The organism is Paraburkholderia sp. ZP32-5 (assembly GCF_021390495.1).
GTDB lineage: Bacteria > Pseudomonadota > Gammaproteobacteria > Burkholderiales > Burkholderiaceae > Paraburkholderia.
Genome location: NZ_JAJEJP010000001.1, coordinates 3,028,653 through 3,052,218, shown reverse-complemented (window position 1 = coordinate 3,052,218; position 23,566 = coordinate 3,028,653). Strand labels below are relative to the sequence as shown.

The following is a 23,566-nucleotide window of genomic DNA, read 5'->3' as shown; positions in this document are numbered from 1 at the left end:
GTTTTTCATGATCGAAATACGCAATATCTGCCAGCGATTTGCCGGGCCACGGGGCTGGGTCGAGGCACTGCACAACGTCAATCTGTCGATTCCCGCGGGCGAGGTGTTCGGCATCATCGGCCGCAGCGGCGCGGGCAAGAGCACCCTCGTGCGCACGATCAATCTGCTGACCCGGCCGTCCGAAGGCAATATCGTCGTCAATGGCCGTGATCTGACGACGCCGCCCGCCGCGCAATTGCGCGACGCGCGCCGCGAGATCGGCATGATCTTCCAGCACTTCAATCTGCTGTCCTCGCGCACCGTGTACGGGAACGTCGCGCTGCCGCTCGAACTCGCCGGCATGAAGCGGGATGAAATCGAGGCGCACGTGCTGCCGCTGCTTGATCTGGTCGGGCTGTCCGCACAGAAGGACCGCTATCCGGCGCAGATCAGCGGCGGACAGAAACAGCGCGTGGGCATCGCGCGCGCACTCGCAAGCAAGCCGAAGGTGCTGCTGTCGGACGAGGCGACCTCCGCGCTCGATCCCGAAACCACCCGCGCGATTCTCGATCTGCTCAAGCGCATCAACCGCGAACTGAACCTGACGATCGTCCTGATTACGCACCAGATGGACGTGATCAAGCAGGTCTGCGATCGCGTCGCGGTGCTCGACGCGGGGCGCGTCGTCGAAGAAGGCAAGGTCATCGACGTGTTCCTGCAGCCGCGTCACGAAGTGACGCGCGCGCTGATCGGCGACGTGATCGCGCAGGACCTGCCGCCGGCGATGAAAGCGCGCGTCGCGCAGCGCCTGAAAACCGGCAGTGGTCATCTGTTGCGCCTTGCGTTCACGGGCTCCGGTGTCGATCAGCCGATCCTGTCGGAAACGATTCGCCGTTACGAACTCGACTTCAATATCCTGCATGGCCAGATCGACGAGATCCAGGGACAGGCGTTCGGCTCGCTCGCGGTGCTGGCGGGCGGTGAGCCGACGAAGGTCGCGCAGGCGCTGACGTTCCTGCGCGAACAGGGTGTGGTGGTGGAGGAGCTGTCGCATGTTGAGTGAAATGTTCGATATGTTCGTGCAGTCGTTCTGGGAAACGCTCGTGATGGTGGGCGTGTCCGGACTGATCGGCGCGGTGGCCGGTGTGCCACTCGGCGTGCTGCTGTATTTGACCGATCGTCAGGGCGTGCTCGAGAACGTCGCGGTGAATCGCGTGATGGGCGTGATCGTCAATGCGGTGCGCTCAACGCCGTTCATCATCCTGCTGGTCGCGGTGATTCCGTTCACGCGGCTCGTCGTCGGTTCGTCGATCGGCACCGCGGCGGCCATCGTGCCGCTGACGATCGCCGCCGCGCCGTTCATCGCGCGCCTCGTTGAAACCGCGTTGCGCGAGGTCGATCGCGGGCTGATCGAAGCGGCTCAGGCGATGGGCGCGACTACCAGCCAGATCGTCTTCAAGGTGCTGCTGCCGGAATCGCTGCCGGGTGTGATCGCGGGACTCACGATCACGTTCGTGTCGCTGGTCGGCTATTCGGCGATGGCCGGCGCGATCGGCGGCGGCGGTCTCGGCGACCTCGGTATCCGCTACGGCTATCAGCGCTTCCTGCCGGAAGTGATGCTGGCGGTCGTGCTGATCCTGATCGTGTTCGTGCAACTCGTGCAGTCGTTTGGAGATTGGCTCGTGCGTCGTCTGAGCCACAAATAAACAAGGGCTAACTCACAAAAGCCCGCTTATCGATTTGGAAAGGTCCACCATGCAACGTCGCTTCATTCTCAAGCTCGCCGCCGCGCTCGGCGCGGCAACGCTGTTCGCCACCACCGCGGCGCACGCGGAAGACACGATCAAGGTCGGCGTGACCGGCGGTCCGCACGCGCAGATCATGGACGTCGTGAAGACCGTCGCCGCGAAGAACGGCCTGAATATCAAGATCGTCGAATTCTCCGATTACGTGCAGCCGAATGCGGCGCTGGCCGGCGGCGATCTGGATGCGAACAGCTACCAGCACGACCCGTATCTCGAAGCGCAGGTGAAGGACCGCGGCTACAAGCTGATCCGTATCGCGGATACGGTCACGTACCCGATGGGTATCTATTCGAAGAAGGTGAAGTCGCTCGCCGAATTGCAGCCGGGCGCGAAGATCGCGGTGCCGAACGATCCGACCAACGGCGGCCGCGCGCTTCTGTTGCTGCAGAAGCAGGGGCTACTGAAGCTGCGCGCCGACGCGGGACTGAAGGCGACGCCGCTCGACATCGTCGAGAACCCCAAAAAGCTGAAGATTGTCGAACTCGACGCCGCGCAGATTCCGCGCTCGCTGGGTGACGTCGACGCCGCCGCGATCAACACCAATTTCGCGATGGAAGCCGGCCTGAAGCCGAAGCAGGATGCGATCGCGATCGAAGACCCGAAGGGGCCGTACGTGAACATCATCGCGATCCGAGAAGCCGACCGGAACAAGCCGTGGGTTGCGAAGCTGGTCGCGGCCTACCATTCGCCGGAAGTGAAGCAGTTCGTCGACAGCAAGTTCGGCGGCTCGGTGATCACCGCCTGGTAATCCCGGCGGCGCACCGTGGATCTCGCAAAAACAACATGGCGGCAAAGCGGACGAGGGTCTCAGTTGAAACCCGGGGTTGTCTCCCGGGTTTTTTGGAGACTAAAATAGAACGATCGTTCGATATTGCCGTCACGCCGCAAGGGAGCGATATCCTTGTACCCAAGCACCCGCGACAGGCTGCCGGGAGGGCAGTCGCTATAATGTTCGTCGGGTTGACGTATTCGTAACTTTGGAGCGTGTGCATGAAAATTCTGGTGCCAGTCAAAAGAGTGGTCGACTACAACGTGAAAGTCCGCGTGAAATCGGACGGCACGGGTGTCGACATTGCGAACGTGAAGATGTCGATGAATCCGTTCGACGAAATCGCGGTTGAAGAGGCCGTGCGTCTGAAGGAAGCGGGCGTCGCGACGGAAGTGATCGCGGTGTCGGCCGGTGTCACGCAGGCGCAGGAAACGCTGCGCACCGCGCTGGCAATCGGCGCCGATCGCGCGATCCTGATCGAATCGGGCGAAGAACTGCAGCCGCTGGCGGTCGCCAAGTTGCTGAAGGCGCTGGTCGACAAGGAGCAGCCGCAACTGGTGATCCTCGGCAAGCAGGCAATCGACGACGACTCGAATCAGACCGGCCAGATGCTCGCCGCGCTCGCGAATCTGCCGCAGGCGACGTTCGCATCGAAGGTGACTGTGGCCGATGGCAAGGCAACGGTCGCGCGTGAAGTGGACGGCGGCGCGGAAACGCTGTCGCTGACATTGCCGGCCGTGGTCACGACCGATCTGCGCCTCAATGAGCCGCGCTACGTGACGTTGCCGAACATCATGAAGGCCAAGAAAAAGCCGCTGGAAACGCTCAAGCCCGAAGACCTCGGCGTCGATGTCACGCCGCGTCTGAAGACGCTGAAAGTCGCCGAGCCGCCCAAGCGCTCCGCCGGTGTGAAGGTGCCGGACGTGAAGACGCTGGTCGAGAAGCTGAAGACCGAAGCGAAGGTGCTTTAAGCAGAACGGGAGACAGAGCAAATGACGAATCTGGTAATTGCAGAACACGACAATCAGTCGATCAAGGCCGCGACGCTGAACACGATCGCAGCGGCGCAGAAGGTCGGCGGTGATATTCACGTGCTGGTCGCGGGACACAACGCGCAAGCCGCGGCCGACGCGGCAGCGAAGATCGCCGGCGTCAGCAAGGTGCTGCTGGCCGACGCGCCGCAACTGGCCGCAGGCCTCGCGGAAAACGTCGAAGCGACGGTGCTGAACATCGCGAAGAACTACTCGCACATCCTCGCGCCGGCTACCGCCTACGGCAAGAACATCGCGCCGCGTATCGCGGCGAAGCTCGACGTCGCGCAGATCAGCGACATCACCGCAGTGGATTCCGCCGATACGTTCGAGCGTCCGATATACGCGGGCAATGCGATCGCGACCGTTCAATCGCAGGATCCGATCAAGGTGATCACCGTGCGCTCGACCGGCTTCGATGCCGTCGCGGCCGAAGGTGGCAGCGCGGCGGTCGAGAAGATCGAAGCCGCCGCCGATACGGGCATCTCGCAGTTCGTGAGCCGTGAAGTGACGAAGCTCGATCGCCCGGAACTGACGAGCGCGAAGATCATCGTGTCGGGCGGCCGGGGTCTGGGCAACGGCGAGAACTACACGAAGGTGCTCGAGCCGCTGGCCGACAAGCTCGGCGCGGCGCTTGGCGCATCGCGCGCCGCAGTCGATGCGGGCTTCGTGCCGAATGACTACCAGGTCGGTCAGACCGGCAAGATCGTCGCGCCGCAGCTGTATGTGGCGGTCGGCATCTCGGGTGCGATCCAGCATCTGGCCGGGATGAAGGACTCGAAGGTGATCGTCGCGATCAACAAGGATCCGGAAGCGCCGATTTTCAGCGTCGCTGATTACGGTCTGGTCGGTGATCTGTTTGCCGTCGTGCCGGAACTCGTGAACGAACTCGGCTAAGCGCGGCGGCGCCGGCAAACCCGGGCAATCTGGAGCCGGCCGCTGACAGCAAGCGAAGGGCGCAGGACCGACCAAGTCCAGCGCCCTTTTTTCATTTCAACGGAGGAGACCCAACATGAGCTACACGGCGCCCATCAAGGACATGCTGTTCGTGATGAAAGAACTGGCCGGACTCGAACAGATTGCGACGCTGCCCGGCTTCGAAGACGCGAATCTCGATACAGCGCAGGCCGTGCTCGAAGAGTCGGCCAAGTTGTGCGGCGAAGTGCTCGCACCGCTGAACGTCGAAGGTGATCGCAATCCGAGCAGCTGGAAGGATGGCGTCGTCACCGCGACGCCGGGTTTTCGCGACGCGTTTCGTCAGTTCGCCGACGGCGGCTGGCAAGGCGTGCAGCATCCGCTCGACTATGAAGGGCAGGGTCTGCCGAAGCTGATCGCGACGCCGTGCGTCGAAATGCTGAACGCGTCGAACCTGTCGTTTGCGCTGTGCCCGTTGTTGACCGATGGAGCGATCGAGGCGCTGCTGACCGCCGGCAGTGAGGCGCAAAAACAGACTTTCGTGCCGAAGCTGATTTCAGGCGAATGGACCGGCACGATGAACCTGACCGAGCCGCAGGCCGGTTCCGATCTCGCGCTCGTGCGCACGCGCGCCGAGCCGCAGCCCGATGGTTCGTTCAAACTGTTCGGCACGAAGATTTTCATCACGTGGGGCGAGCACGATATGGCGAAAAATATCGTGCATCTGGTGCTCGCGCGCACGCCCAATGCGCCCGACGGCGTGAAGGGCATTTCGCTCTTTCTCGTGCCGAAGTTTCTCGTCAACGAAGAAGGTTCGGTGGGCGAGCGTAACGACGTTCATTGCGTGTCGATCGAGCACAAGCTCGGCATCAAGGCGAGCCCGTCCGCGGTGCTGCAGTTCGGCGATCACGGCGGCGCGATCGGCCAGTTGATCGGCGAAGAAAATCGCGGTCTCGAATACATGTTCATCATGATGAACGCCGCGCGTTTCGCGGTGGGCATGCAGGGCGTCGCCGTGTCGGACCGTGCATACCAGAAGGCGGTCGCGTACGCGAAGGAGCGCGTGCAGAGCCGTCCCGTCGATGGCTCCGCGAAGCAGCCGGTCGCGATCATCCAGCACCCGGACGTGCGCCGCATGCTGTCGACGATGCGCTGCCTGACCGAAGCATCGCGCGCGCTCGCCTATGTCGCGGCTTCTCATTGCGACCTCGCGCATCGTCATCCGGATGACGCAGTGCGCGCCGCGCATCAGGCGATTTACGAATACCTGGTGCCGATCGTGAAAGGCTGGAGCACCGAGCTGTCGGTCGACGTCGCGAGCCTCGGCGTGCAGGTGCATGGCGGCATGGGATTCATCGAGGAAACCGGTGCCGCGCAGTACTACCGCGACGCACGCATCCTGCCGATCTATGAAGGCACGACCGCAATTCAGGCCAACGACCTGATCGGCCGCAAGACGCTGCGCGACGGCGGCAAGGTCGCGAAGGAACTGCTCGCCGATATCGCCTCAACGGTTGACGCGCTCGGTGCGGAGCAGGGCGCGGCGTACGCGTCGATGAAGACGCAGCTCGCGGACGGACATCGTGCGCTCGCCGCCGTGGTCGATTTCGTCGTCGCGAATGCGAAGGACGATCCGAACGCGGTGTTCGCCGGCAGCGTGCCGTATCTGAAGCTCGCGGGCATCGTGCTCGGCGGCTGGCAGATGGCGCGCGCGTTGCTCGCCGCCGCGGCGAAGCGCGACGAAGACCCTACGTTTTACGGTGCGAAGATCGCGACCGCGCGGTTCTACGCGGAGCACGTGCTGCCGCAAGCAGCGGCGCTCGAAGTGGCGATCGTCAGCGCGAAGGGAGGCGAGGGTGTGCTGGCGCTGTCGGAAGATCAGTTCTGACACGGTGCGTCGCTTGCGACGAATGTCTTTGAACCAGAAATGAAAACGGCGCCTCGCGAGGCGCCGTTTGTTTTTTACATGGCTCTGTTACCGCATGTGCGAGATTTGCCCGCTAGCGGCCTCATTCAGGCATAAGCCGGCCGATGCTCGGCGGCCGTCTCCCCGAGATAGCGATGCACCGACAGATCGTCCGCGCGAATGGCGGGCTGCTTGCCCGACATCACATCGGCGAGCAGTTGGCCCGAGCCGCACGACATCGTCCAGCCGAGCGTGCCGTGGCCGGTGTTCAGGAACAGATTCGGCACCCGCGTGCGGCCGACGATCGGCGTGCCGTCCGGCGTCATCGGACGCAGGCCGGTCCAGAACGTCGCCTTCGACGTGTCGCCGCCGCCAGGGAACAGGTCGTTCACACACAGTTCCAGCGTTTCGCGGCGCGCGCGACGCAATGATTTGTCGAAACCGACGATCTCGGCCATCCCGCCAACGCGGATCCGGTCGTCGAAGCGCGTGATCGCGATCTTGTAAGTCTCGTCGAGCACGGTCGATACCGGTGCGGCCGCAGCGTCGACGATCGGCGCGGTGATCGAATAGCCCTTCAGCGGGTAGACCGGAATCTTCACGATGCCGTCGAGGAAGCGCGTCGAGTATGAACCGAGCGCGACGACGAACGAATCCGCGCGCACCAGTTCACTGCCGCACTGCACGCCGGCGATGCGGTCGCCCGCCATCGCGAGCGCGTCGATCGACGTGTTGTAGCGGAACTTGACGCCGAGTTCTTCGGCGAGCGCGGCGAGCCGCGTCGTGAACATCTGGCAGTCGCCGGTTTCGTCGCCAGGCAGGCGCAGGCCGCCGGTCAGCTTGTGCGATACGGCGGCGAGCGCCGGTTCGGCTTTCGCGAGCTCGGCCGCGGACAGCAGTTCGTACGGCACGTTCGCGTCCTGCAGCACGGCGATGTCTTTCGCGGCGCCGTCGAACTGTTGCTGCGTGCGGAACACCTGCAGCGTGCCGCCCGTGCGGCCTTCATACTGGATGCCGGTTTCCGCGCGCAACGCTTGCAGGCAATCGCGGCTGTACTCGGCGAGCCGCACCATGCGGCCCTTGTTCACCGCGTAGCGCGACGCCGTGCAGTTCTGCAGCATCTGCCACATCCATTGCAGCTGGAAGGTCGTACCGTCGAGACGGATCGCGAGCGGCGCATGCTTCTGGAACATCCATTTGACGGCCTTCAGCGGCACGCCCGGCGCCGCCCACGGCGACGCGTAGCCCGGCGAAATCTGGCCCGCGTTGGCGAAGCTGGTTTCGAGCGCCGGGCCGGCCTCGCGATCGATGACGGTCACTTCGTGACCGGCGCGCGCGAGGTAATACGCACTCGTTACGCCAACGACGCCACTGCCCAGAACGACGACTCGCATAGCTGCTCCAGAGATTCGGAAAAGGTTGTTGGGGTAAGCCGTTCGCGGCGGGATCGGGTCGTGCTCGGTTCAACCAGGGTTCAACGAGCTGCGACCTGTTGCGATATGCGGATTACCCAGTGTTAACCGCTATACTATTAACAGTCATGTAGGTTTTGTTATTGTATTTTCATAATTTTCAGCAAAATCACTATGCGTACTCAGCGCCAGCCCGTGCGGGCCCTCGACAAACTGGATCACAAGATTCTGCGGCTACTGCAGCAGGACGGCCGGATGGCGATGAAAGACCTCGCGGAGCAGGTCGGGCTGTCGGTGACGCCTTGCATCGAGCGAGTCAAGCGGATGGAGCGCGATGGCGTGATCACCGGCTATTACGCACGCGTGAACCCGGCCGAGCTGGGCGCGGCGCTGCTGGTGTTCGTCGAGATCACGCTCGACCACAAGAGCGGCAACATGTTCGACCAGTTCCGGCGCGAGGTGCAGAAGATTCCGGAGGTGCTCGAATGCCATCTGGTGTCGGGCGATTTCGACTATCTGATCAAGGCGCGCATCGGCGAAATGGCGGACTACCGCAAGCTGCTCGGCGACATCCTGCTGCAACTGCCGGGGGCGGTGCAGTCGAAGAGCTATGTGGTGATGGAAGAGATCAAGGAGACCTTGACGATCCCGGTGGGGGATTAACAGGGAGTCCATTGTCTCGGCGTAGACGCAGGGCTCGACAAACGGCGTAAACACTGTATATTTATACAGGTATTTTGCGTCTTTTTGCCCTCGCCGTGGATGATCCCGACACCCCCGCTGTTCCGGAATTTACGATTGCGCCACCCGCGCCGCGCAAGGGGCGCGGCGCGGTCACGAATCTGCAAGGCCGCTACGAAGTCGACCAGCGCGAAGCCGTCGACGACGGCTGGCAAGCCGATGAGGAAGACGGCGAACCGAAGGCCTTGCGCACGCAGGTGTTCGAGGAGCGCGCGAAAACGATCCTCACGCGCAACGCATCGCCGGATATCCCGTTCAGCGTGTCGCTCAATCCGTATCGCGGCTGCGAGCATGGTTGCATCTATTGCTTCGCGCGGCCCACGCACAGCTACCTGGGGCTATCGCCGGGGCTCGACTTCGAAAGCCGCATCTACGCGAAGATCAACGCGCCGGAGTTGCTGGAGCGGGAACTGTCGAAGAAGTCATACGTGCCCGAACCCATTGCGCTGGGCGTCGCCACCGATGCATGGCAGCCGGCCGAACGCGATCTGCGCCTCACGCGCCGAGTGATCGAGGTGCTCAGCGAACGCAACCAGCCGTTCGCGGCCATCACCAAATCGTCGCTGATCGAGCGCGATATCGACCTGCTGGCGCCAATGGCCGCGCGCGGGCAGTTCATGGCGGCCATCACGATCACCACGCTCGATGCCGACATCGCACGCACGCTCGAACCGCGCGCGGCTACGCCGTCGCGCCGCCTGCGTGCGATCCGCACGCTCAGCGAGGCGGGCATTCCGGTCGGCGTCAGCATTGCGCCGGTAATCCCGTTCGTCACCGAACCCGATCTGGAGCGGGTGCTCGAAGCATGCGCGGAGGCAGGCGCGAGCAACGCGAGCTACATCGTGTTGCGGCTGCCGTGGGAAGTCGCGCCGCTGTTCAAAGATTGGCTCACCGCGCATTTCCCCGATCGGGCTGATCGTGTGATGAGCCGTGTGCGCGATATGCGCGGCGGCAAGGACTACGATTCGTCGTTCTCGACCCGCATGAAGGGCGAGGGCCTGTGGGCGGATCTGCTCAAGCAGCGCTTTCACAAGGCCGTGCGTCGTTTGGGCTTGAATGAGCGCGACCGCGGAATTCTCGATATGTCGCACTTTCGGCGGATCGAGCCATCGCGTGATGCGGAGCAGACTTCGGCGCCGTCGCGTGACAATCCGCAACTGCGGCTTTTTTAGCGTGCGTCACACTGATGGCGTCTCGCAGGCTTGCTACTGCGAGATCGCTTTCGCCGCTTCAACCTGCGTTTCGAAGTAGGTCTGAAAAGCGATCGCGAGGCCGGTCATCAGCAGGAAGGCGCCGAATAGCAGCGAAAAGATCACGACGAAGATGACGGCCCAGCCGGAGCGGCTTTTGCGTTGCGTGTGCGCGTTGAATTGCGCGTCCCATTTTTCGTCCGGACGCAGTCCGTAGACGAGCGCGGCGAGGAACGCGGCGAATAGCGACACAGCGCCGATGAAAGCGAGCACCCAGCCGAGTACCGATGCGCGTTCGGTGGCTACCAGCAGCATCACGCCAGGAATGCCTGTTAGCGTGCCGATCAGATGCGCCCAGCCGTAAATATCCCGCGTGCCGTACAGATAGAAGCGATGGGCGCCGAGACTGCCGAGGAGAAACGCCAGCGCGGCGGTAATCGTCTTGGATCTGAAGCGCGGGGAGGTCGAGGCAGCGATGGACATAAACGCGTGGGCAGAGTGACAGGCGGTCAAAAAATGGGCGCGCGGGGTAGCGCGGGCCGACGCGCATTCTACGCTCGCCGGTCGTGCGTGGGCATATAGCAGCGGGTTAGTGTGGGAGGTGAAGCGCGCGGGCTGGCCGCGTGTCGGTCGTTGCCGTCAACTACAGCCGGCTCGCGGCGACGCATTTTCCTTTGTGTGGCCGCGAGATCGCCGGTTTTCGTCGCTGAAATTGCTGCGCCGGCATTGTCGGCATCCCGATGCGCTAAGGCGCCGTATAGGTGACGCGATAGATCGCGCCGGCGTAATCGTCGCTGATCAGCAGCGATCCGTCGGGTAGCGGCATCACGTCGGCGGGGCGTCCCCAGACCGCCTCGCCGGGTTGCAGCCAGCCTTCGGCGAACACTTGCTGGCGTGCGTGGCTGCCGTCCGGATCGACGATCACGCGCACGACCCGATAGCCGACCTTCTTGCTGCGGTTCCACGAGCCGTGTTCCGCAATGAAGATGTTGTTCCGGTAGTCGGCGGGAAACATCGGCCCGTCGTAAAAGCGCATGCCGAGCGCCGCGACGTGCGCGCCGAGTTTGGCGACAGGCGGGGTGAACCCGCTGCACGGATGGTCCTTGCCGAATTCGGGGTCGGCTATGTCGCCGCCATGGCAGTAGGGGAAGCCGAAATCCATACCGACCCTTGGCGCGCGGTTGAGTTTGTCGCTTGGGATATCGTCGCCGAGCAGGTCGCGGCCGTTGTCGGTGAACCACAGTTCGTGCGTGACGGGATGCCACGCGAAGCCGACCGTATTGCGTATGCCGTGCGCGATGACCTCATAGTGGCTACCGTCCGGATCCATGCGGCCGAGCAGCGCAAACCGGTCCCGATCCCGCTCGCAGACGTTGCACGGTGCGCCTTGGGGCACATACAGCTTGCCGTCCGGTCCGAACGCGATGAACTTCCAGCCGTGGTGCGTTTCGGTAGGCAACTGATCAGTGACGACGACCGGCTTCGGCGGGTCGTTCAGATGGGAATCGATCGCATCGAAGCGCACGATTTTCGACACGGCGGACACATACAGCGTGCCGTCATGCCACGCCACGCCCGCCGGCATTTGCAGGCCGGAAGCGATCACGTGGCGGCTCGCGACGTGCCCGTCGCGCAACTCAAGCGCGTAGACATTCCCTTCGAGACTGCCTACATAAAGGATGCCTTGTGGCGAAAGGGTCATAGCGCGCGCGCCCGGGACCTCGTCGGACAGCACGTCGATATGAAAGCCCGGCGGAAGTCTGATTTTCCCGATGGGTAACGCGGCCGTTGCCGATAGCGCATGCGCGGCCAGCATGATTGCGGGCATCGCGCGCAAAATCTGGCTTCGCGCGGCGCGGAGAAATCTGGCGAGACGCACCGAAAAGGCAAAAAAAGCGGGTAGAAACTGCAGGGACGGCAGACGTTCCACAGGCACTCCTTCGGGTGATCCGGGTATTGGGAGGGCGTTTGAACGGGGTTCGCGAGCCCGTCGTCGCCGGCCGGCGCGGCAGCCTCGTTCAGTTTATCCCGGTAAGTGTTTGTTATGGCGTCAGTTTCCCGCTATAATCGCGTGTTTCAGTCGTTCCGAACCCCGGTTTTCAAGGATTCTAGTATGGTCATCATCCGCTTGGCTCGTGGCGGCTCCAAGAAGCGCCCGTTCTACAACATCGTCGCCACTGACTCGCGTAGCCGCCGTGACGGCCGTTTCATCGAGCGCGTCGGTTTCTACAACCCGGTCGCTACGAAGGGCGAGTCCCTGCGTATCGCTCAGGATCGTCTGACGTATTGGCAAGGCGTTGGCGCGCAACTGTCGCCGACCGTCGAGCGTCTCGTGAAGGAAGCGCAAAAGGCGCAGCCGGCTGCTTAAAAATGGCAGCATGCATGCGTATCGCCGGCAACTCGTGCAGCCTGCGCGGGCAGTTCGATACGCAAACTGTTTTACTGAAGCAGACGCCAGTATTGGCGGCGAAGTTGTCTTCGAGGTCATCCCATGTCTGAGCGTGATTCCGGCAGTTCTGATCGCGCCAGAGCAGGTTCCCGCGGGAAGGCGTCTGGTCAGGCATCGTTTGGTGCATTCGTCCGCAAGCCGGTCGAACGACCCGACGACAAGGCGAAAGCCTCTGTAGCGAACGCCGCTTCCGAAGCTGCAGAAATGCGCGCGGAAACGGCGGCAAGCTGGCCGGCTGATGCCATCGAGGTCGGCGCAATTGTCGATGCTTACGGTCTCAAAGGCTGGGTCAAGGTGGCTGCCCATGCGGATGCCGGGCAAGGCGGCGACGCCCTGCTGAGCGCAAAGCGCTGGTGGCTGCTGAAAGGCCAGGAGCGTCGATCGGCGCCGTCTTTGCATGCCAAAACGCACGGCGACAGCGTGGTTGCCAGTCTGGGTGGCATTACTGATCGTGATGCAGCGTTGGCGTGGCGTGGTTGTCGCGTGTACATCAGCCGCAGCGAATTCCCGGCTCTCGGGGCCGACGAATTCTACTGGGTCGATCTGATCGGTCTGGACGTCGTGAACCTCGCTGGACTTAATCTCGGCAAGGTCGCTGGCATGATCGACAACAGTGTGCAGTCGGTGCTGCGGGTCGAATATCCTGCAACGGACAAAAGCGGTAAGCCGGTAGCCGGCGAACGTTTGATTCCGTTTGTTGGGGTCTATGTCAAAACGGTTGACCAGGCGGCAAAGCAGATCGTCGTCGACTGGGAAGCTGATTATTAAAATCTTTCATTGAACGGAGAGAGCGATGCAGTTCGATGTCGTGACGCTCTTTCCGGAGATGTTCCGCGCGCTGACCGACTGGGGTATTACCAGCAGGGCAGCGAAGCAGGAGCGCTATGGGTTGCGGACGTGGAATCCACGTGATTTCACCACCGACAACTACCGCACGATCGACGATCGCCCGTACGGCGGTGGCCCTGGCATGGTGATGCTGGCCAAACCGCTCGAAGCGGCGATCGGCGCCGCGAAAGCGGCCCAGGCGGAGCAGGGCATTGCCGAGTCACGTGTCGTGATGATGTCGCCGCAAGGCGCTACGTTGAATCACGAGCGCGTCATGAAGTTCGCGGCCGAGCCCGGCTTGATCCTGTTGTGCGGGCGCTATGAAGCGATCGACCAGCGTCTGCTGGATCGCGTTGTTGATGAGGAAGTCAGTCTTGGCGACTTCGTACTGTCGGGTGGTGAACTGCCGGCGATGGCGTTGATGGACGCGGTCGTACGTCAGCTGCCTGGTGTGCTGAACGATTCGCAGTCGGCGGTGCAGGACAGTTTCGTCGACGTGTTGCTCGATTGTCCGCATTACACGCGTCCCGAAGAATATGAGGGCGTGCGGGTGCCCGATGTATTGCTCGGTGGCCATCATGCGGAAATCGAAGTGTGGCGCCGGCGCGAAGCGCTGCGTAACACGCTGAACAAACGGCCCGATCTGATCGTGAAGGCCAGAAAGAACAGGATGTTGAGCCGTGCCGATGAGGCATGGCTCGCAAGTCTCGCGAAGGAAGAGCCGAAGGCCTGAGGCCTTCGGTCTTTCGAGCGGACATGAGGCGGCGTCGTACATGCGTGTGCGGCGCCAGATGTGAACCCATCCTCTATCGGGGCCGTAGCCGAACGCAGCGGGGTAACTCGCAGGAAAGCAGCGTAAGGCAGGTACGAACGCCGACAAGATGGATCTAGGAGTCAGTGATGAATCTGATTGCAAAACTCGAGCAGGAAGAAATCGCGCGCGTTCTCGGCGAAAAGACCATTCCCGATTTTAATCCGGGTGATACGGTCATCGTTAGCGTGAACGTGGTTGAAGGCACGCGTAAGCGTGTGCAGGCTTACGAAGGCGTCGTGATCGCCAAGCGTAACCGTGGTCTGAATTCGTCGTTCATCGTCCGTAAGATTTCGTCGGGCGAAGGCGTCGAGCGTACGTTCCAGACGTATTCGCCGCTGCTGGCGAGCATCGTCGTCAAGCGTCGTGGCGATGTGCGTCGTGCGAAGCTGTACTACCTGCGCGAGCGTTCGGGCAAGTCGGCTCGAATCAAGGAAAAGCTGGTCTCGAAAGACCGCGCTGCTTCCCAAGCGTAAATGCTGTAAGAAAAAGCACCCCTCGCGGGTGCTTTTTTGTTTGCCAGGTCAAAATAGCGGCATGTCCCCGCTCATCAGAGAGACCCGTTGATCCGCCCCGTCTTTGAGCCCGAGTCCTTGCCTGTCGTCGCGACGGGCGCCGATCTGCCGCCGGTGGCCGGCGAGCGTCTTACGCCCGATGCGTTGCGAGCGCGTTTCGAACGCCGTTTTGCCTGGACACCGGAGAAAATCGCCGACGCGCCGTGGCGCAATACCAATGTCGACCCGCGGGTGGCCGCGGTACTGGTGCCGCTCGTGGTCCGCGAGCACGGTCTGACTGTACTTCTCACGCAGCGTGCGGACCATCTGAACGATCATGCCGGTCAGGTGAGTTTTCCCGGCGGCCGCCAGGAACCGTTCGATGCGGACGCGATCGCAACGGCGCTGCGAGAAGCACAGGAAGAAGTCGGTCTCGATGCGTCGCATGTGGAAATTCTCGGCGCGTTACCTGACTATCTGACCGGTACGGGCTTTTGCGTGTCGCCGGTGATCGGCCTCGTGCATCCGCCGTTTGCGCTGAAGATCGACACGTTCGAAGTGGCCGAGGTTTTCGAAGTGCCGCTGGCGTTCCTGATGAACCCGGCCAATCACGAAGAGCGGCTGTTTCGCTACGAAGGCGGCGAGCGACGCTTTTTCGCGATGCCATATCCGCGCGCCGAATCAGAGGAAGTCGCGGACCGCGCGCAGCAACGCGACACCGCCCAGGTGGTGCAGGCAAGCGCGGAGACAGACGCTCCCACAGCCGTTCAAGGCCATCATTTCATCTGGGGTGCGACGGCGGCGATGCTGCGCAACCTCTATCGTTTTCTCGCCGCATAAGCCGACTACGCGCGTTGCGCCTGCGAAGTTGCGCGGACGACGCAGTGGCCGCGGGTTTGTCCGCGTCCGCGCTCAGTCGCATCCGACCCTGTGCTATCGTTATAAAACAATCGTAAAAACTCAAAAAGCACGGCGCATCGCATGACTTTTTTCTCCGTATTGCTGGCTCTGATCATTGAACAGATACGCGCGCTGTCACCGACCAATCCGGTGTCCGCGTTGCTTCAATACCATGCGGAGTCGGCAGCGCACGGATTCGATGCCGGCAAGCAACGACATGGTCTGCTTGCGTGGCTGGTGGTCGTGGTGCCCTGGACGCTCGTGGTCGCGCTCGTCTACTACGTGCTGTATCACATTCACTTCCTGCTCGCGTTCGCGTGGAACGTCGTCGTGCTGTACTTGACGCTTGGTTTCAGGCAGTTCAGCCATTACTTCACCGATATCCATCTCGCGTTGAACAACGACGACGTGCCGCGCGCGCGCGAAATTCTCAACGAGTGGACCGGGCTCGATACCGTCGATATGCCGGTCAGCGAGATCGTGCGTCACACGCTGATTCATGCGGTGGTCGCATCGCACCGCCATGTGTTCGGCGTGTTCTTCTGGTTCCTGATTCCGTTCGGCCCCGCGGGCGCCGTGCTGTACCGGTGCGCCGAATATCTGGCGCGCGCATGGGCGCGGCCGGCCGATGATCGTACCGTGGCGTTTTCGAGCTTTGCGCAGCGCGCGTTCTTCGTGATCGACTGGGTGCCGGCGCGGCTGACATCGCTGGGTTTTGCGATCGTCGGCAATTTCGAGGATGCGATTTACGCGTGGCGCAACCACGCGAGGCAGTGGCCCAATGCGAACGACGGCGTGTTGCTCGCCGCCGGCAGTGGTGCGCTTGGCGCGCGCCTTGCCGGACCGCTCGCGGAGCCGTCGAGTCTCGACGCGCTGGCGACTGGCGACGGCGGCCCGATGCAGGTCGGCGACGACTGCACGCCACGCACGCTGCAATCGGCGGTGGGTCTCGTGTGGCGCGCGGTCATCCTGTGGATGATCCTGCTGCTGATGCTGACCATCGCGGTGTGGCTCGCTTGATGTGATCTAGCAATCCGAGCGCGGCAGCATCTGGAAAAAACAGGCTTTGTGACGATGTCGTTGGGTCAGGCAACTGACTCAACGGCATTTCTCTTTTCAGCCACGTCCTGAGTGTTGCGTTTCCGATAACCGTGACTGACACCTCACGCACCCCTCGCCACAAAGCCGCCGCGCCCCGCAACATCACCCCTTCAACGGATCTCTTTCCGTCCCGCATTGCCAGCACACGGTGAACTGCGCCTCCAGCATCTCGCCGCATTGCTGACACTGCCAGCCCGGCGCGTCCGCCGCGGGTCCTCGCGATGCCGCTTCGATCAAACGCCGTGCGATTGCTTCATCGCGCTCGTCGACGAGCCACAGTTCCGGCGCGCACTGATCGGCCGGAATCTCGCCCAGCGCGCCGTTCAAATAGCGGTTATGCAGTTCGCACGCGATGCCCGCGGTCGCGAGTACGTTGACCCAATGCTGCCCGGTAATCAGGTTCGGCGCGCACATCAGCTTCATATCAGCGGACGATCTGGCTTGCCTCATGCACGAGCTGCGCATACAGCGCATGCCGTTCGCGACGGATGCGGCCGTCGGCGACCGCTTCGAGAATCGCGCAGCCGGGTTCGTGCAGATGATGGCAGTTATAGAAGCGGCAGTTTGGCAGCAGCGGCCGGAACTCGGGGAACGCGCGCTCGAGCCGCCCTTCGGTCAGGTGATGCAAGCCGAACTCCTGGAAGCCCGGCGAATCGATCAGCGCTCCAGCCGAACCGATGACGGCCGCCGCGCCGTCATTGGCCGGCAGCGGATAGAGCCGCGTGAACGTCGTGGTATGACGCCCGCTGTTCAGCGCGGTCGAAATCTCGCGTGTCGCGACATCGGCATCCGGAATCAACAGGTTCACGAGCGTCGACTTGCCCATCCCCGACTGGCCGAGCAGCAGCGTCGCGTGACCGTGCAAATGCTCGGTCAGTGCCGCGCGTGCGGTGTCGGGCTGCATCCGGATCGACACTTCGAGCACCGGATAGCCGAGCGCGCGATACGGTTCGAGCCGCCTGCGCGCGCCGTCCAGAGCGTCGGTGACGTCGATCTTGTTCAGCACGATCAGCGGCTTCAACTCGTTCGCCTCGGCGGCGACGAGTGCGCGGCCGAGCAGATCCTCGCTGAAATGCGGCTCGGTCGCGAGCACGATCAGCAACTGATCGAGATTCGCGGCGAACAGCTTCGACTTGTACTGATCCGAGCGATACAGCAGGTTGCGCCGCTCGCCGATTTCGACGATCACGCCCTGGTCCGCGGAAGTCGGCTCGTAGATCACGCGATCACCGACCGCGACCTCGCTGCGCTTGCCGCGCGGAAAGCATTGCAGCAGCGCGCCGCCGTGCTCGGGCGCGACCAGATAGTGGCGGCCATGCGCGGCGACTACGAGCCCGCCGATGCGCGCGCCGTGCGCGCCGGCCGCGGCGGCTGAAGCGCGCGCCGTCTTCTTCGGGGCGCGGCCGCTCATGCGTGCCGCAACAGTCGATCGATCCGCTGCGAGGCCGGCGGATGCGAATAGTAGAACGCGGTATAGAGCGGATCGGGCGTCAGCGTCGACGCGTTGTCCTCATACAGCTTGACGAGCGCGTTGACGAGATCCTGCGCGTCGGTCTGCGTCGCGGCGAACGCATCGGCTTCGAACTCGTGCTTGCGCGAGCTGAGGCTGCCGAGCGGCGTGACGAAGAACATGAACACCGGCAGCGCGAGGAAAAACAGTATCAGTGCGAGCCCGCTATTGCCGCCGACGAGCGACGGCCGCACGCCGAGCCCCTCGTAGAACCATACGCAGCGCGACAGCCAGCCGAGCAGCGCGAGCATCGCGAGGCTGATCGCGAACGTGACGAGCATGCGTTTCATCACATGACGGCGCTTGAAGTGGCCGAGTTCGTGCGCGAGCACCGCTTCGATTTCGCGGCCAGACAGACGCGCGAGCAGCGTGTCGAAGAACACGATGCGCTTGCTCGCGCCGAAGCCGGTGAAGTACGCGTTGCCATGCGCCGAGCGGCGGCTGCCGTCCATCACGAACAGGCCCTTCGCGGCGAAGCCGCAGCGCTTCATCAATGCCTCGATGCGGTTGACGAGCGCTTCGTCCTTCAGCGGCTCGAACTTGTTGAACAGCGGCGCGATAAAGGTCGGGAAAATCAACAGGCCGAACATCTGGAACGCGACCCACACGACCCACGCCCACAGCCACCAGAGATCGCCCGCGCGGTTCATCAGCCACAGCACGACAAACAGCAGCGGCAGACCGAACGCGATGCCGAGCAGCGTGCCCTTCACGCGATCGAGCACGAACAGGCGCTTGCTCATGCGGTTAAAGCCGAAGCGTTGCTCGACCACGAATTGCCGGTAGTAATCGAATGGCAGATCGATCGCGCTGGTGATCGCGATCACGGCGGCGACGAGCGCGATCTGGTCGACGTAGTCGCGGCCGAGCCAGTCGGAGATCGCGAAATCGAGCATCTGCACGCCGCCGAGCAGCGTGAGCCAGATCAGCACGGCCGCGCCGACGACGATCTCGATCATCGCGAGCCGCGTGCGCTCGACGGTGTAATCGGCCGCGCGCTGATGCGCGGTGAGCGCGATGGTGGTCGCGAACTGGCTCGGCACCTGTTCGCGGTGGGCGGCAACGAAGCGGATCTGCCGCGACGCGAGCCAGAGTTTGGTGCCGACCATCGCTACGACGGCGACGACGAACAGGACGGTGAAGTACAGGGTAGGCATCCGGGGATTCCGTGGTATCTATGCGAGAATTATATGTTTCTTCCCGCTTCGCGGCGGGAGGATACGGCCTGATTAGCGGCTCGATCAGCGGTTCAGGCTCGAGCTTCGAGCGAAGACGCTTCGAACGCGGACGCTTCAAGTCGCCCGGCGCGGCCGGGCCGCCAGCAAACCGCGAATCCATTTCAAACCAACACGCGCCGCGGCGCGCGGACTTTTAGCGAAGCCCATCGCCCGGCCCTCAGGGTTGCCTTCATGACTGACATCCTCGCATTCACCGAACAGCCGCCGCTCGTGCGCAGCGACATGAATCTCGTCTGGCTGGACATGGAAATGACCGGGCTCGAGCCCGACACTGACCGCATCATCGAGATCGCGGTCGTGGTAACGAATTCGACGCTCGACAGGATGGTCGAAGGGCCGGTGCTCGCGATTCATCAGAGCGACGAGACGCTGGCGAAAATGGATGAGTGGAATCAGAACACGCATGGCCGCTCGGGACTGATCGGCCGCGTGAAGGCGTCGACGGTCAGCGAAGCCGACGCCACCGAGCAGATCCGCGAATTTCTCGGCCAGTACGTGCCGCCGGGCAAATCGCCGATGTGCGGCAACTCGATCTGCCAGGACCGCCGCTTCATGGCGCGCTGGATGCCGGATCTGGAGCGTTTCTTCCACTATCGCAACCTCGACGTGAGCACGCTGAAGGAATTGTGCCGCCGCTGGCAGCCGGCTATTTACAAGGGTTTCCAGAAGCGCGCGATGCATACGGCGCTGGCCGATATCCACGAGTCGATCGACGAACTGAAGTACTACCGCGAGCACTTCCTCGTGCCGTCGCAGCCGGCCCCGGACGCCGCCGCGAGCGACAAATAATCGTCAAATAGCCGGCAAATAAGCGCGAGGGTCCGCGCCGGCCCTAACCCTGCCGTGGAGCGCGCACCGCGCTCTTCGGCCGGAACGCCTTCACCACGTCGGCGTTGGTTTCCACATACGGGCCGCCGATCAGGTCGATGCAGTAGGGCACCGCGGTGAAAATCCCCGGCACCTTGACCGTGTTGGCATCATTGGCATCGCGCAGGCCTTCGAGCGTTTCCCTGATCGACTTCGGCTGCCCCGGCAGATTGATGATCAGCGCGGCATGCCCGGCCGTTTCGCGGATTACCGCAGCCTGGCGCGACAGGATCGCGGTCGGCACGAAATTCAGGCTGATCTGCCGCATCTGCTCGCCGAAGCCGGGCATTTCCTTCGTCCCGACCGCAAGCGTTGCCTCCGGCGTCACGTCGCGGCGCGCCGGGCCGGTGCCGCCCGTGGTCAGCACCAGATCGCAGCCGAGTTCGTCGACCAGTTCGATGAGTGTTGCCGAGATCGTCGGCGCGTCGTCCTGAATCAGCCGGGTGACCGCCTGCCATGGCGAGCTCAGTGCCGCGCCGAGCCAGTCCTGCAGCGCCGGGATGCCCTTGTCCTCATACTGGCCAGTCGACGCGCGATCGCTGATCGACACGAGGCCGATCACGATTTCATCGGGATGGTTGCGCTGCGTGCGTTGCTCAGGCTTCGCGGTCGTCATCGTCGTCTTCCGGAGGGAGGTCTGCGTGATGCGCGTCGCCGGCATCGGCCTCATCGTCCGCGCCGGCCGCGCTCTTGATCCACTGGAACAGTTCGCGGAAGTAGCGCGGCGGCTTGTTCTGCTGCGCTTCCTTGCGCGCGTTGCGGATCAGCGTGCGGCCCTCTTGCGGATCGGCGTTCGGATGCCGGCGGATGAATTCGGTCAGCGCGGCGTCGTCAGCGAGCAGTTTCTCGCGAGTGCGTTCGATCCAGTGCAGCTTCGCCGTTTCCGCCTTGTTGACGCCCTTGTAGGTGTCGAGCGCGGTGCGCAGCGCGGCGGTTTCCGTGTCCAGCAGCGAGCGCATCACGCGGCCGACGTACTGCACCTGGCGGCGCTTGCCCTCGTGATCGGTGATGCGGCGCGCCTCGCGCACCGCATCGTCGAGCTTTTCAGGCATCGGCATGCGCTTGAGCGCGTCCTTGGGCAGCGCGATCAGCTCCGAGCCCAGATCCTGCAGCGCCTGCATTTCGCGCTTGACCTGGGATTTGCTCGGACGGTCGTAACCGTTCTCGTCGACTTCCGTCACGACGGATTCGATCGGTTGAATGCGGGTTTTGCGTGTCATGGCGCGTATTGTAACGTGCCGCGCCCGTCCGGCCTGAACCGCTCCTCGTCGGTTTGCGCCGATTTGCGCCGCCTCGTGGCGGGCCATCGTGGTCCATCCTCGCGCCACGCAAGCGAGCCTTCGGCGGCCCCGAACAAAGTCCGCGCCGAGCCCACGTATCGTGCCGCGAATGCCAGGTGCGGCGCCGCGTACCTTGCTATGATCGCGGGATGCATTTCTTCCGCACTGATGCGTCGATGCGCACGCCTTCGCGTGGCATCGGGCGAACACGGTGCGCATACCCAGGGCCGCGCGGCCCCGAACAGGACGGCAACGACAATGGCAGCAGACATGGACGTCAAGCAGCGCTTTTTTCCGCATACCCAGGATGAACTGAAGGAAATCGCCTCGGACATCCTCCGTCACGCGAAGGCGCTCGGCGGCACCGACGCCGCAACCGAAATCTCCGAGGGCGACGGCCTGTCGGTCTCGGTGCGCCGCGGCGAAGTCGAGACGATCGAGCACAACCGCGACAAGATGGTCGGCGTGACGGTGTTCATCGGCAACAAGCGCGGCAACGCGAGCACGTCGGACTTCTCGCCGCAGGCATTGAAAGATACGGTCGCGGCGGCCTACAACATCGCGCGCTTCACCGCCGAAGACGATTGCGCGGGCCTCGCCGAAGCCGAACTGCTCGAAACCGCACCGCGCGATCTCGATCTGTATCACCCGTGGAATCTGTCCGCCGACGAAGCGGTCGAAATCGCGCGCCGCGCCGAAGACGCCGCGTTCGCGACCGATCCGCAAATCAAGAACTCGGAAGGCGCGAGCGTATCGGCGCAGCACTCGCAGTTCGTGCTGGCGACCTCGCGCGGCTTCCTCGCCGGCTATCCGTATTCGCGCCACTACATCGCGTGCGCGCCGATCGCCGGCAGCGGCCGCAACATGCAGCGCGACGACTGGTACACGTCGACGCGCAGCGCCGACGAACTCGCGAATCCCGAAGCGGTCGGCCGCTATGCCGCGCAGCGCGCGCTCGCGCGTATCGGCGCGCGCGGGCTCGATACGCGCAAGGTGCCGGTGCTGTTCGAGGCGCCGCTCGCGGCCGGTCTGCTCGGCGCATTCGTGCAGGCGACGAGCGGCGGTGCGCTGTATCGCAAGACTTCGTTCCTGGTCGACAGTCTCGGCAAGCCGGTGTTCGCGCCGCACGTGCAGGTAGTCGAGGATCCGCACGTCGCGCGCGCGATGGGCAGCGCGCCGTTCGACGAAGAAGGCGTGCGCACGCGCCAGCGCTCGGTCGTCAAGGATGGTGTGGTCGAGGGCTACTTCCTGTCCACGTACTCGGCGCGCAAGCTCGGCATGCAGACCACCGGCAACGCGGGCGGCTCGCACAATCTGTCGCTGCTCAGCAGCAACACGCGTCCTGAAGACGACTTCGAGGAAATGCTGAAAAAACTCGGCACCGGTCTGCTGCTGACCGAACTGATGGGGCAGGGCGTCAACTACGTGACCGGCGACTACTCGCGCGGTGCGTCGGGCTTCTGGGTCGAGAACGGCAAGATCCAGTATCCGGTCGAGGAAATCACGGTCGCGAGCACGCTGCAGGAGATGTTCCGCCATATCGTCGCGATCGGCTCGGACACGATCACGCGCGGCACGAAGCAGATCGGCTCGGTGCTGATCGAGAAGATGACGATCGCGGGGCAGTAAGCCGCGAGAACTGCGCGGGGTGCATGACTCCGCGAGACCGGCAGCTACCGGCAGTAATAAAAAAAACGCCACGCAACGAAACTTGCGTGGCGTTTTTCATTGGCACGTTGCGTGGCGCCGCGTCGTGTTGCGCCGCTCGATCAGACCCGCTGCCGCGACCCTCAGACGTCCCGGCGCTGATACGTGACGAACGCGTAGTCGAAATCGTTCGGCGCGTTCGAGTGATGCGCTTCGCGCGCGATCTCTTCCCACAGGTTTTTGTCGATCGCGGGGAAGGTCGCGTCGCCGTCGAAGTCGGCGGCAATCTCGGTGACGATCAGCTTGTCCGCGTGACGCAGCCCTTCCTCGTACAACTGCGCGCCGCCAATCAGAAACGCTTGCGGCGCCTGATCCTGCGCGGCGAGCCGCAGCGCGTCGTCGAGATTGGTGGCGGTGTCGCAACCCTGAAAGCGCCGTGAGGCATCGCGCGTCACGACGATATTGCGGCGTCCCGGAAGTGGCCGGCCGATCGACTCATGCGTCTTGCGCCCCATGATGATGGGCGCGCCCATCGTCGTGCGCTTGAAGAACCTGAGGTCTTCGGGCAGTCGCCAGGGCAACTCGTTGTCGCGGCCGATCACGCCGTTACTGGCGCGAGCGACGATCAGGGTGAGCGTCGTCATCGAATGGGAAAAGGGAGGGTAACCGGGCGATTCTACCCGACGCGCTCTT

25 protein-coding genes are annotated in these 23,566 nt (G+C 63.3%); 16 read left to right on the top strand and 9 right to left on the bottom strand.

The window, feature by feature from the left end:
- Nucleotides 1-7 precede the first annotated feature (7 nt).
- From L0U82_RS13040 to L0U82_RS13015, 6 genes are all read left to right on the top strand, one after another.
- The gene (locus L0U82_RS13040) at nt 8-1,042 is read left to right on the top strand and encodes a methionine ABC transporter ATP-binding protein (protein WP_233831533.1); all 1,035 of its coding nucleotides are present in this window, start codon (nt 8-10) and stop codon (nt 1,040-1,042) included.
- On the top strand, nt 1,032-1,685 hold the full coding sequence (locus L0U82_RS13035; protein ID WP_233831532.1) for a methionine ABC transporter permease: 654 nt from the start codon (nt 1,032-1,034) through the stop codon (nt 1,683-1,685). Before L0U82_RS13040 ends, L0U82_RS13035 begins: the two co-directional genes overlap by 11 nt.
- 49 nt (nt 1,686-1,734) lie before the next feature.
- Nucleotides 1,735-2,532, top strand: a complete 798-nt coding sequence (locus L0U82_RS13030; protein WP_233831531.1) for a MetQ/NlpA family ABC transporter substrate-binding protein — start codon at nt 1,735-1,737, stop codon at nt 2,530-2,532.
- A 242-nt stretch (nt 2,533-2,774) separates the two neighbouring features.
- Nucleotides 2,775-3,524, top strand: coding sequence for an electron transfer flavoprotein subunit beta/FixA family protein (locus L0U82_RS13025; RefSeq protein ID WP_233831530.1), 750 nt, complete (start codon nt 2,775-2,777; stop codon nt 3,522-3,524).
- A gap of 21 nt (nt 3,525-3,545) precedes the next feature.
- The gene (locus L0U82_RS13020; protein WP_233831528.1) at nt 3,546-4,481 is read left to right on the top strand and encodes an electron transfer flavoprotein subunit alpha/FixB family protein; all 936 of its coding nucleotides are present in this window, start codon (nt 3,546-3,548) and stop codon (nt 4,479-4,481) included.
- A gap of 115 nt (nt 4,482-4,596) precedes the next feature.
- Nucleotides 4,597-6,387 (top strand): acyl-CoA dehydrogenase, encoded by a 1,791-nt coding sequence (locus tag L0U82_RS13015; RefSeq protein ID WP_233831526.1) that lies wholly within the window; start codon nt 4,597-4,599, stop codon nt 6,385-6,387.
- A 125-nt stretch (nt 6,388-6,512) separates the two neighbouring features.
- Here the strand turns inward: L0U82_RS13015 and L0U82_RS13010 are convergent, their stop codons facing one another.
- Entirely contained in the window at nt 6,513-7,799 is a 1,287-nt protein-coding gene (locus tag L0U82_RS13010) for a D-amino acid dehydrogenase (RefSeq protein ID WP_233831524.1), read from the bottom strand.
- A 192-nt stretch (nt 7,800-7,991) separates the two neighbouring features.
- Here L0U82_RS13010 and L0U82_RS13005 point away from each other — a divergent pair, with 192 nt between their 5' ends.
- Nucleotides 7,992-8,480: an Lrp/AsnC ligand binding domain-containing protein gene (locus L0U82_RS13005; RefSeq protein WP_233831523.1), complete on the top strand. Its 489-nt coding sequence runs from the start codon at nt 7,992-7,994 to the stop codon at nt 8,478-8,480.
- Nucleotides 8,481-8,575: 95 nt separating this feature from the next.
- Complete coding sequence (locus L0U82_RS13000; protein ID WP_233831522.1) at nt 8,576-9,730, top strand: PA0069 family radical SAM protein; 1,155 nt, start codon at nt 8,576-8,578, stop codon at nt 9,728-9,730.
- A gap of 33 nt (nt 9,731-9,763) precedes the next feature.
- Here the strand turns inward: L0U82_RS13000 and L0U82_RS12995 are convergent, their stop codons facing one another.
- Together L0U82_RS12995 and L0U82_RS12990 are read right to left on the bottom strand one after the other, a co-directional pair.
- Nucleotides 9,764-10,231, bottom strand: coding sequence for an NINE protein (locus tag L0U82_RS12995; RefSeq protein ID WP_233831521.1), 468 nt, complete (start codon nt 10,229-10,231; stop codon nt 9,764-9,766).
- Between the two features lie 262 nt (nt 10,232-10,493).
- Complete coding sequence (locus tag L0U82_RS12990) at nt 10,494-11,576, bottom strand: PQQ-dependent sugar dehydrogenase (protein WP_267929389.1); 1,083 nt, start codon at nt 11,574-11,576, stop codon at nt 10,494-10,496.
- A gap of 285 nt (nt 11,577-11,861) precedes the next feature.
- Here L0U82_RS12990 and rpsP point away from each other — a divergent pair, with 285 nt between their 5' ends.
- The 6 genes from rpsP (at nt 11,862) to L0U82_RS12960 (ending at nt 16,250) form a co-directional block, all read left to right on the top strand.
- Complete coding sequence (rpsP, locus tag L0U82_RS12985; RefSeq protein ID WP_013090118.1) at nt 11,862-12,116, top strand: 30S ribosomal protein S16; 255 nt, start codon at nt 11,862-11,864, stop codon at nt 12,114-12,116.
- 123 nt (nt 12,117-12,239) lie between these two features.
- Nucleotides 12,240-12,965: a ribosome maturation factor RimM gene (rimM, locus tag L0U82_RS12980; RefSeq protein WP_233831519.1), complete on the top strand. Its 726-nt coding sequence runs from the start codon at nt 12,240-12,242 to the stop codon at nt 12,963-12,965.
- Between the two features lie 25 nt (nt 12,966-12,990).
- Nucleotides 12,991-13,758, top strand: coding sequence for a tRNA (guanosine(37)-N1)-methyltransferase TrmD (gene trmD / locus L0U82_RS12975; RefSeq protein WP_233831518.1), 768 nt, complete (start codon nt 12,991-12,993; stop codon nt 13,756-13,758).
- Between the two features lie 167 nt (nt 13,759-13,925).
- Entirely contained in the window at nt 13,926-14,312 is a 387-nt protein-coding gene (gene rplS, locus L0U82_RS12970) for a 50S ribosomal protein L19 (RefSeq protein ID WP_008923493.1), read from the top strand.
- Nucleotides 14,313-14,399: 87 nt separating this feature from the next.
- Entirely contained in the window at nt 14,400-15,170 is a 771-nt protein-coding gene (locus L0U82_RS12965; protein WP_233831517.1) for a CoA pyrophosphatase, read from the top strand.
- Between the two features lie 141 nt (nt 15,171-15,311).
- Nucleotides 15,312-16,250: a CobD/CbiB family protein gene (locus L0U82_RS12960; protein ID WP_233831516.1), complete on the top strand. Its 939-nt coding sequence runs from the start codon at nt 15,312-15,314 to the stop codon at nt 16,248-16,250.
- 183 nt (nt 16,251-16,433) lie between these two features.
- On the opposite strand, the gene L0U82_RS12955 is transcribed toward L0U82_RS12960, so the two are convergent.
- Genes L0U82_RS12955 through L0U82_RS12945 form a run of 3 tightly spaced genes read right to left on the bottom strand, consistent with a single transcriptional unit; the run spans nt 16,434 to nt 18,998 of the window.
- A complete protein-coding gene (locus tag L0U82_RS12955; RefSeq protein WP_233833261.1) occupies nt 16,434-16,754 on the bottom strand; it encodes a putative signal transducing protein in 321 nt (106 codons plus the stop codon).
- Nucleotide 16,755: 1 nt separating this feature from the next.
- Nucleotides 16,756-17,742, bottom strand: a complete 987-nt coding sequence (gene rsgA, locus L0U82_RS12950) for a ribosome small subunit-dependent GTPase A (protein WP_233831514.1) — start codon at nt 17,740-17,742, stop codon at nt 16,756-16,758.
- Nucleotides 17,739-18,998, bottom strand: a complete 1,260-nt coding sequence (locus L0U82_RS12945) for a M48 family metallopeptidase (RefSeq protein WP_233831513.1) — start codon at nt 18,996-18,998, stop codon at nt 17,739-17,741. The genes rsgA and L0U82_RS12945 overlap by 4 nt, the downstream gene beginning before the upstream one ends.
- A 252-nt stretch (nt 18,999-19,250) precedes the next feature.
- Between L0U82_RS12945 and orn the strand changes: the two genes are divergently transcribed.
- Nucleotides 19,251-19,868 (top strand): oligoribonuclease, encoded by a 618-nt coding sequence (gene orn, locus L0U82_RS12940; RefSeq protein WP_233831512.1) that lies wholly within the window; start codon nt 19,251-19,253, stop codon nt 19,866-19,868.
- A gap of 43 nt (nt 19,869-19,911) precedes the next feature.
- Here the strand turns inward: orn and mog are convergent, their stop codons facing one another.
- Together mog and yjgA are read right to left on the bottom strand one after the other, a co-directional pair.
- Nucleotides 19,912-20,562 (bottom strand): molybdopterin adenylyltransferase, encoded by a 651-nt coding sequence (mog, locus tag L0U82_RS12935; protein WP_233831511.1) that lies wholly within the window; start codon nt 20,560-20,562, stop codon nt 19,912-19,914.
- Nucleotides 20,543-21,166, bottom strand: coding sequence for a ribosome biogenesis factor YjgA (yjgA, locus tag L0U82_RS12930; protein ID WP_233831510.1), 624 nt, complete (start codon nt 21,164-21,166; stop codon nt 20,543-20,545). Before yjgA ends, mog begins: the two co-directional genes overlap by 20 nt.
- A gap of 318 nt (nt 21,167-21,484) precedes the next feature.
- On the opposite strand from yjgA, the gene pmbA reads away from it, so the two are divergent.
- Nucleotides 21,485-22,855, top strand: a complete 1,371-nt coding sequence (pmbA, locus tag L0U82_RS12925; RefSeq protein ID WP_233831509.1) for a metalloprotease PmbA — start codon at nt 21,485-21,487, stop codon at nt 22,853-22,855.
- A gap of 161 nt (nt 22,856-23,016) precedes the next feature.
- Here pmbA and L0U82_RS12920 read toward each other — a convergent pair whose 3' ends face one another.
- Complete coding sequence (locus tag L0U82_RS12920) at nt 23,017-23,517, bottom strand: dihydrofolate reductase (RefSeq protein WP_233831508.1); 501 nt, start codon at nt 23,515-23,517, stop codon at nt 23,017-23,019.
- Nucleotides 23,518-23,566 lie beyond the last annotated feature (49 nt).